Origin of the sequence: Streptomyces sp. MK37H (assembly GCF_018035285.1) — a bacterium.
In the GTDB taxonomy this organism is placed as follows: Bacteria; Actinomycetota; Actinomycetes; order Streptomycetales; family Streptomycetaceae; genus Streptomyces; species Streptomyces endocoffeicus.
The window spans coordinates 1-9,075 of the sequence record NZ_JAAAYH010000368.1 but is presented as its reverse complement, the minus strand read 5'-3'; the positions used below and the strand labels follow the sequence as shown (position 1 = coordinate 9,075).

General features: G+C 71.2%; 6 protein-coding genes and 1 pseudogene. 4 read left to right on the top strand and 3 right to left on the bottom strand.

Annotated elements, in window-relative coordinates:
* From GWI24_RS45810 to moeZ, 3 genes and pseudogenes are all read left to right on the top strand, one after another.
* Positions 1-175 (top strand): annotated as a pseudogene (locus tag GWI24_RS45810) (reductase); the annotation flags it as partial.
* A complete protein-coding gene (locus GWI24_RS34595; RefSeq protein ID WP_210950002.1) occupies positions 163-930 on the top strand; it encodes a spherulation-specific family 4 protein in 768 nt (255 codons plus the stop codon). The pseudogene GWI24_RS45810 and the gene GWI24_RS34595, both read left to right, overlap by 13 nt.
* Before the next feature lie 85 nt (positions 931-1,015).
* On the top strand, positions 1,016-2,194 hold the full coding sequence (gene moeZ, locus GWI24_RS34590; protein WP_210950001.1) for an adenylyltransferase/sulfurtransferase MoeZ: 1,179 nt from the start codon (positions 1,016-1,018) through the stop codon (positions 2,192-2,194).
* Positions 2,195-2,296: 102 nt separating this feature from the next.
* Here the strand turns inward: moeZ and GWI24_RS34585 are convergent, their stop codons facing one another.
* From GWI24_RS34585 to GWI24_RS34575, 3 genes are all read right to left on the bottom strand, one after another.
* On the bottom strand, positions 2,297-3,901 hold the full coding sequence (locus GWI24_RS34585) for an alpha/beta hydrolase (protein ID WP_210950000.1): 1,605 nt from the start codon (positions 3,899-3,901) through the stop codon (positions 2,297-2,299).
* Between the two features lie 107 nt (positions 3,902-4,008).
* Positions 4,009-5,517 carry an alpha/beta hydrolase gene (locus GWI24_RS34580; protein WP_210949999.1) on the bottom strand — a complete coding sequence of 503 codons (1,509 nt, stop codon included), beginning with the start codon at positions 5,515-5,517 and terminating at the stop codon, positions 4,009-4,011.
* 225 nt (positions 5,518-5,742) lie between these two features.
* Complete coding sequence (locus tag GWI24_RS34575) at positions 5,743-8,514, bottom strand: lysylphosphatidylglycerol synthase transmembrane domain-containing protein (protein ID WP_210949998.1); 2,772 nt, start codon at positions 8,512-8,514, stop codon at positions 5,743-5,745.
* Between the two features lie 269 nt (positions 8,515-8,783).
* Here GWI24_RS34575 and GWI24_RS34570 point away from each other — a divergent pair.
* Positions 8,784-9,075, top strand: a 292-nt coding sequence (locus GWI24_RS34570; protein WP_247617271.1) for an MGMT family protein, incomplete at its 3' end; no start/stop codon positions are given.

The following is a 9,075-nucleotide window of genomic DNA, read 5'->3' as shown; positions in this document are numbered from 1 at the left end:
GGCGGGCGAGCACGGCGGCGGCCCGGCAGGCGCCACCTACCCGTACCCGGACGGCTGCGGCAGCTGGCAGCAGGCCGATGTGCGCACCGCCCGCGACCGGCTCGGCTGGCGCTCCAGGATCCCGCTGGAGGAGTCGCTCGCCGACATCTGGATGGAGGCGGCATGTCGCATCTGATCCCCGCGGACCCCAGGCACGAGGTCCCGGCCACCGCCGCCCGGCTGGGCTTCGGAGTGCCCGGCTACGCCCATCCCCTGGTGGCGCCCACCGAGTGGGCCGAGCTCACCCGCCCCGGCGCGCCCCTGCACTGGGCGATCCTCAATGTCGCCCGCGGCCCCGGCTCGCGCAGGGATCCGCACTGCCTTACGGCGGCGGCCCGGCTGCGTGCCACGGGCGTACGGGTGCTGGGCCATCTCGACCTGCGGTGCGGCACCCGCCCCTTCGGCGAGGTGATCAGTGATGCGAACCACTTCCTGGACTGGTACCAGGTCGACGGCTTCTGTCTGGAGCGCTGCCCCGTGGACCGCCCAGGACTGCCGGAGGTACGCCGTACGGCGGCCACGCTGCGCGCGCTGCTGGGCGGGGCCCATCTGGTGCTCGGCCAGGGCATCCATCCGCATGAGGGCTATATGGAGCTCGCCGATCAGCTGGTGACCTTCCGGGGCTCGTGGCCCGACTACCGCTGGTCTCAGGTGGCCGAGTGGACCGCGGGATATCCGCCCGAACGGTTCTGCCACCAGGTGCACGGCGTCCCCCGCCGGCATCTCGAGGAAGCGCTGAGGATCGCCCGCTGGCAGGGTGCGGGCACGATCTACTTCACCGACCGTACGGCCCATCCCGAGGGGCGGACCTGCACTGATTCCCCCTGGACGGCGCTGCCCGGCTACTGGGACGAAATCGTCTCGCGACTCGGACCACGTGTCATGGAATGAGATGGGGCGTGGCAGTGTTACAAGAAGAAAACCACCCCGCTCACGCGGGGGTGAACCGTCTGCTCCCTCCCCTTACGGAGTCCCCGTGTCGCTGCCACCCCTGGTCGAGCCGGCTCCCGAGCTCACCGTCGACGAGGTCCGCAGGTACTCGCGCCACCTGATCATCCCCGATGTCGGGATGGACGGGCAGAAGCGGCTGAAGAACGCCAAGGTGCTCTGTGTGGGCGCGGGCGGCCTCGGCTCTCCGGCCCTGATGTACCTCGCCGCGGCCGGCGTGGGCACCCTCGGCATCGTGGAGTTCGACGAGGTCGACGAGTCCAACCTGCAGCGCCAGATCATCCACAGCCAGGCGGACATCGGCCGGTCCAAGGCGGAGTCCGCCCGTGACTCGGTACTCGGCATCAACCCGTACGTGAACGTCGTGCTGCACGAGGGCCGTCTCGAGGCGGACAACGTGATGGAGATCTTCTCCCAGTACGACCTGATCGTGGACGGCACCGACAACTTCGCCACCCGCTATCTGGTCAACGACGCGTGCGTGCTGCTGAACAAGCCGTACGTGTGGGGTTCGATCTACCGCTTCGACGGCCAGGCGTCGGTCTTCTGGTCCGAGCACGGCCCCTGCTACCGCTGCCTGTACCCGGAGCCCCCGCCGCCCGGCATGGTCCCGTCCTGCGCCGAGGGCGGCGTTCTGGGCGTGCTGTGCGCCTCCATCGGCTCCATCCAGGTCACCGAGGCCATCAAGGTGCTCACCGGCACCGGGGACCCGCTGGTCGGCCGTCTGATGATCTACGACGCCCTGGAGATGACCTACCGCCAGGTCAAGGTCCGCAAGGACCCGGACTGCGCGGTCTGCGGCCCGAACCCGACCGTCACCGAGCTGATCGACTACGAGGCGTTCTGCGGTGTGGTGTCGGACGAGGCCCAGGAGGCGGCGGCCGGTTCGACGATCACTCCCAAGCAGCTCAAGGAGTGGATCGACGACGGCGAGAACATCGACATCATCGATGTCCGCGAGCCCAACGAGTACGAGATCGTCTCGATCCCCGGCGCCCGGCTGATCCCGAAGAACGAGTTCCTGATGGGCGGCGCCCTCCAGGACCTTCCGCAGGACAGGAAGATCGTCTTGCATTGCAAGACGGGTGTCCGGTCGGCGGAAGTCCTGGCCGTCCTGAAGTCCGCGGGCTTCTCCGACGCCGTCCATGTGGGCGGCGGCGTGATCGGCTGGGTCAACCAGATCGAGCCCGACAAGCCGGTCTACTGATCTCCGGTACGCACCGCCCGTAAGGGGGCCGGACCGCCGCGCCGACGGCGATCCGGCCCCCTTACGGTTGCCGTCGGTCCCCTTACGGCTGCAGTGAGCGCGTCAGCGGCAGGTCTTGCCGCCCGCGGGCACCTTCCCGTCCAGAAGATAGGCGTTCACGGTCTTCGTCATACAGGCGTTGCCGCTGTTGTACGCGCCATGGCCCTGCCCCTTGTAGGTGACCTCGACGCCCACGCCCTTGCCCAGCTCCTGCACCATCTTCCGGGCCCCCTCGTACGGGGTGGCAGGGTCGCCGGTGTTGCCGACCACGAGGATCGGCGCCGAGCCCTCGGCGCTGACGTCCGGGGTGTCCGTGGTGCCGTCCACCGGCCAGCCGGTGCAGCCGAGCATGCCCCAGGCCAGATACTCGCCGAAGACCGGTGACGCCTTGCGGAAGCGCGGCAGCTGGGCCTTCACGTCGGTCACCGTGTAACGCTGCCTGTCGTCCACGCAGTTGATGGCGGCGTTGGCGGCGTTGATATTGCTGTAGTGGCCGTTCTCGTCACGGCCGGACATCGAATCGGCCATCGCGAGCAGCATGTTGCCCTCCTCGAGCTGCATCGCCTCCTGCAGCCCGAGCGTCAGGTACTTCCAGCTCTCCTTGTCGTAGAGCGCGGCGGCGATACCGCCCAGCGCCCCGTCCTGGGTGAGCTTGCGGCCGCTCTCGGTGGACAGCGGCTTCTTGTCGAGCTTCTTCAGGAAGGCCACGATCCGGTCGGCGCCCGCCGCCGGGTCGCCGCCGGTCGGGCAGGCCATGCCTTTCTTGGCGCAGTCCTTGAGGTAGTTGTCGAGCGCGAGCTGGAACCCCTTCGCCTGGCCGTAGGAGCCCTGCTCGGGGTCCTCGGTGGGGTCGACCACTGCGTCCAGGACCGCGCGTCCCACCCTCTTCGGGTACAGATGGGCGTAGACGCCGCCGAGTTCGGTGCCGTAGGAGATGCCGAAGTACGACAGCTTGTCGTCGCCCAGCACCTGCCGCATGAGGTCCATGTCACGCGCGGCGCTCACGGTGTCCACATGGGCGAGCACCTTGCCGGAACGCTTCTCGCAGCCCTTGATGAACGCCTTGGCGTCGGCCATCGCGGTCTTGACCTCGGCGTCGTCGTCCGGAGTGCTGTCCACGGCGTCCGAGGCGTCGATCTCCTCGTCGCTCTGGCACCGCACCCCGGCGCTCTCGCCGACCCCGCGCGGATCGAAGCTCACCAGGTCATAGCGTGCGCGCAGGGTGTCGTAGGCGGCGGCGAAACCGGGGAGCGAGGAGACACCGGAGCCGCCGGGTCCGCCGAAATTGAACACCAGGGAGCCGAGGCGCTTGCCCGATCCGGTGGCCTTGGCGCGGATCATGGCCAGATCGATCGTTTCGCCTCTGGGCTTCGCGTAGTCCAGCGGCGCCTTGAGAGTGGCGCATTCCCACTCGCTTCCCGGCTTCTCACCGGTGCCCTGCATCGCGGTCGGGGCTGGGCAGGACGACCAGTTGAGCTTCTGGCCGGTGAGCGAGCCCGGCAGCCCGGAATCCGAAGGCGCGGCCGGGGCCGACGCCGAGGGCTCGGACGACGCCTTGCCCTGCTCGTTTTCCCCGTCGTCGTCGCAGCCCGCGACGGCGAGGAGGGTGACCATGGCGGTCATGGAGACCAGCGCCCTGGTCCGTATGGTGCGTGGGGAACTCGGCATATCCGGAGATCCTATGAGGAGGCGGGGGCGGAATCGTCCGCAACTCTTCTCAAAGCCGTCACGGTTCGCGCGGCGTTCGTACGGCGGGCCCGGCCGCGGACCCCGGTCTAGGTGCAGACCTTGCCCTTCGGAGGCACCGTGCCCCGCAGCAGATAGGCGTTGACCGTCTTTCGGACACAGGCGTTGCCGCTGTCGTACGCCCCATGGCCCTCGCCCTTGTAGGTGAGCTGGACGCCGACCCCGGGGCCCAGCTCCTTCGCCATCCGCGCGGCACCCTCGTACGGGGTGGCCGGGTCACCGGTGTTGCCCACGACCAGGATCGGCGCGGCCCCCTTGGCGCTCACGTCGGGCGTGGTCCAGGCGCCGCGGACCGGCCAGTCGGTGCACTGGGTCAGGCCCCACGCCATCATGTCGCCGAAGACGGGGGAGACCTCACGGAAGGTGGGCAGCTTCCGTTCGATGTCCGGGACCGTATAGCGCTGCTTGAAGTCGGCGCAGGTGATGGCGGTAAGGGCGGACTGGAGGGTGCTGTAGCGGCCGTCCGGGCCGCGTCCGTTCATGGCGTCCCCCAGGGCCAGCAGGATCCTTCCGTCGCCCTGTTGGGCGGCGGCGATCCCCTGGGTGAGGTACTGCCAGTACTCCCGCGAGTACAGGGACTGCGCGATGCCGCCGTCGGCCAGGGACTCGGTCAGCTTCCGGCCGCCGTAGCCGCGCACGGGACGGCCGTCGAGCCGCTTCAGCAGCGTGCGGATCCGGTTCTGGGTGGGGCAGCTGTAGACACTGGTCCTGGTGCACGCCTTCAGATAGTCGTCGAGGGCGCGCTGGAACCCCTTGGCCTGGCCGAGCGCGCCCTGTTCGGGTGTCTGCATGGGGTCCACGACCCCGTCGAAGAGGGCGCGCCCCACCTGCTTCGGGTACAGATGGGCGTAGACGCCGCCGAGTTCGGTGCCGTAGGAGACGCCGAAGTAGTGCATCTTCTTGTCGCCGAGGACGCGCCGCATGAGATCCATGTCACGGGCGGCGTTGGTGGTGCCGACGTACGGCAGGATCGTGCCGGAGTTCTTCTCGCATCCGGCGGCGTACGTCTTGACCCGGCGGACCAGGCTCTTCACCTCGGCGTTGTCGTTCGGGGTGGAGTCGGCGGCGTAGTAGGCGTCGAGCTGCCGGTCCGGGAGGCACCGCACCCCGGCGCTCTCGCCGACCCCGCGCGGATCGAAGCTGACCAGGTCGTAGCGGGTGCGCAGTTGCTTGTAGCTGCCCGCGAGCGCCGGGAGGGTGGCCACGCCCGAGCCGCCGGGGCCGCCGAAGTTGAAGATCAGCGAGCCGATCCGGTGGCGCCGGTCGGTGGCCTTGGCGCGGATCATGGCGATGCCGATGGTCTTGCCCTGCGGCTTGCGGTAGTCCAGCGGCACATGGAGCGTCGCGCACTCCCACTCCCCGCCCGGGGCCTTGGTGGCGGCCGCGTCCTGGCTCGAGGAGGGGGCGGGGCAGCTGGACCAGTCCAGCTTCTGGTGGGCCGAGGTGTCCGGCCGTCCGCCGTCGCCACCGCATCCGGCGGCCAGGGCGGTCAGCAGCAGGGCGGCGGACAGCGCACCGAGGCGCAGAGGTCGGGACACGGCGGCTCTCCCGTGGGTGGGGGTACCGCCATCGTGAGGTCCGTGACCGCCGCACGCGCGCACAGCGGGGGCGTACGGGTGAGGGGAGGCCTGGTGCCCGGCGTACCGCGGGAGGGCCCCAGCGGGGCCTCTACGGGCGCTACGGCGTCTCTTTGCGGGCCAAGCGCTACAGCGCCCTTTCGCGGGCGAGCCCCGGCGCTACAGCGCCTCTTCGCGGGCGAGCCCCTACAACGCCTCTTTGCGGGTGAGGTGGGTGAAGGCCACCCAGCCGGGCAGCACCGGCAGCCAGAAGACCATCAGCCGGAAGAGCAGCACCGCGGGCGCCGCCGTCTCGTACGGCAGCCCGGCGAAGGTCAGACCCGCGATCAGGGCGGCCTCGACCGCGCCCACACCGCCGGGGGTGGGCGCCGCCGACCCCAGGGCGTTGCCCGCGAGGAAGACGACGGCGATGCTCGCGTAGCTCAGCTCACCGCCGAACGCCCGGATCGCGGAGTCGAGGCACATCACGTTCGCGGCGGTCAGCAGCAGGGTGCCGCCGATGCCGGCGAGCAGCTTCCTGGGCCGCTGGAGCACGTCCAGCATGCGCGGTACGACGCCCGCGAACAGCGACCGCACCCGGGTCGAGACGAACTTCCGCAGCACGGGAATGGCGGTCACCACCAGCACCAGGACGGCGGCCGTCAGCAGCCCGGCGATCACCGTCCGGGACGGCGAGAGCGCCGGGGTGCGCTCGGTGCCGGTGATGTAGCCGAAGGTCAGCAGCAGCACGATATGGCTGGCGAGCCCGAACAGCTGGGAGGCGCCCACACTGGCCACCGCGAGCCCCGGCCGCACCCCCGCGCGCTGCAGGAAGCGGGTGTTCAGGGCGACCCCGCCGACCGCCGCGGGCGCCACCAGCTTCACGAACGAGGCGGCCACCTGCGCCAGCACCGTCCGCCCGAGCGGCACCTTCTCCGGGACGAAGCCGAGCAGGCTCAGCGCCGCGGCCAGATAGGTGAGCGCGGAGAAGACGAGCGCGAAGACGACCCAGATCCAGTTGGCCTCGCCGACCAGGACGCCCAGCTTGAGATGGGTGAACTGGGACAGCAGGAAGTACGCGGCGAAGGCCCCCGCGCAGAAGCTGACCAGGGTGCGCGGCTTGATGCGCTCCAGCCGTTCGGGCTCTATCGGCGCCTGCGGCCTCACCAGCAGCACCTGCTGGCGGATCTGGGAGAGCAGATCCTCCTCGCGGGCGTCCTCCAGGGCCTCCTCGATGGCGCGCTTCTCCGCCTGCTTCTCGGCCTTGGCCGTCTTACGGTCGCCGACGGCCGCCTCCGGGCCCCCGGCGGCCTCCTGTGCCTCTCTCGCCTCGGCTTCCCGGGCCTCCTTGGCCTCCTTGGCGGCGTGGGACGCCTCCAGGACGGCCTCCCGGTGGCGCTGGGCGCGCTCGCGCGCGAGCTGGCGCAGGGTCGCGCGGGTGCCCCGGCCGAGCGCCAGGGGCTGCAGCAGCGGAAGGCTGCCGGCGACCGCGTCCGGGCCGAGCACCTCCACCGCGGCGGCCACGGAGCGCTCGGCACCCACCCGCAGGCCCAGGGTGGTCAGCAGCTGTGCGATGTCCATCCGCAGCACCACGTCACCGGCAGCGATCTCACCGCCGCGCAGATCGGTCAGGAAGACCGTGCCGTTGCGGTCGACCAGCAGGGCGTCGCTGTCCAGCCGCCGGTGGGCGATCCGCCGCGACTGGAGCGCCTGGACCTGGTGCCAGGCCCCGGCCAGCAGCTCGTCGGTGATCGCCTCGTCCGGCAGGGCGTGCAGCGGTCGGCCGCCGATGTGCTCGTAGACGAGCATCACGGCGTCCGGGCCCAGCTCGGAGGTGGCGATCAGCTTGGGCGCGTTGGCCCCGGCCGCGATGGCCGCGTAGGCGAGCAGCGCCTCCTGCTCCAGGGCCTGGCGCAGCGACTGGAGGCTGCGCGGCGGGGTGATCGTCCGCAGGGTCAGCCGCTGCCAGACGCCGTAGAAGAAGCCCCGGGCCTGCTGCTCCCGGTCGACGACCGTGACGTCCAGGGGCGGGCCGTCCTCCAGGGTGACCAGATAGCGGCGGCCCCGGTCGCCGTGGCCGCCGTGCTCGTCCTCGGGCTCCTCGGCGCGCATGGCGCTGACTGGGTTGAAGCCGACCCGGCGCAGCCCGGCGAGCAGGTGCTGGCCGGTGGGGCGCACATTGGGGGAGCCGACCGCGTAGAGCGTGCCGTAGGCCACCGCCCAGCCGATGAGCACCGTAAGGACGATCGAGAACGGTGTGGTGTAGCCGCCCACGAGCACCGCGAAGGCGTCGAGCAGCAGTACGCACCACATGGCCACCCGCCAGCGCGGTCGCCGGGCCATGCCGACGGCCGTCATATAGGCGATGACGGGGGCGAGATAGCCGTGCACGGGGTCGCTGAAGGTGCCGCCGGGCGCGGGCTGGGTGAGCGCCTCGCGGAGCGAGCCGGGGGCGCCTCTGGCGACCCAGAGGTCCATGGCGAGGGACACTCCGTGGGCCAGCACGGCGGCCAGCACGCCGTCGGCGATCCGCAGTCCGTCCCGTTTGATCAGCCGTTCGAAGGCGAAGGCCACCGGCAGGACGAGGACGGCCACCCCGGCCGTGAGCCCCGCGAAGTCGATCAGTAGCGGGGGCGCCTGGTTGGCGCCGTGCCCGATGTCCTTCTCCAGACCCGCGGTGGTGCCGTGGGCGAAGGCCGCGATGGCGAGCACGACGGCCATGCCGAGGATCCCGAGCAGCGTCCGCAGCAGATCGGAGGGGCGGTGCACACGGGCCGGCAGCAGCGGCTCGTCGCCGGAGACCCGGTCCACATGGCCCTCCGGTCCGTCCGGGCCGCAGTCATCCCCCGGGCCCGGGGCCGCTGCCTCTGGCCGACCGGGCGGTGTCGCGGAGTGCGGCAACGCCTCCGGGGTGCGGGCCTCCTCCTCCGGAGGCTGCGCACCCTGCTGCTTCGCCGTCTCTTCTTGATCTCGTATCACCAGTCACCGCCCGGAAGATGGTGGCATGCCCGGGCTGCGGAGGGGGGCATCAGGGTGCATTTCGGGGACGTGGACCCCGAATGGTACGCCCTGCTGAGGATTCCCGCACAATGCGTGATCGAACCGCGATCCGGCCCGGAGCGGGCCCGCCGCCACCCTGCGCGGGGCGCGCGGTGGTGCGCTCCGCGGGGCGTGCGGAGGGGCGTGCGGCGTAGCGTGCGGCGCCGCCGTCGTCGGGGCTGTCGGAGGGGTGCGGCAGGATGGGGCGGATGAGCCGGGAGAGCAGGGAGCCGGAGGACGGGGACAGCGCCGAGGAGCTGCCCGAGTACGCCGAGCGGGTGCTGGAGGTGGCCGAGCTGATCCCCTCCGGCCGCGTGATGACCTATGGGGACGTCGCCGAATGGCTGGAGGAGGGCGGCCCGCGCCAGGTGGGGCGGGTGATGGCGCTCTACGGGGGCGCCGTGCCGTGGTGGCGGGTGGTGCGCGCGGACGGTGTGCTGCTGCCCGGCCACGAGCTGCGTGCCCTTGACCACTACCGCGAGGAGGGCACCCCGCTGCGCG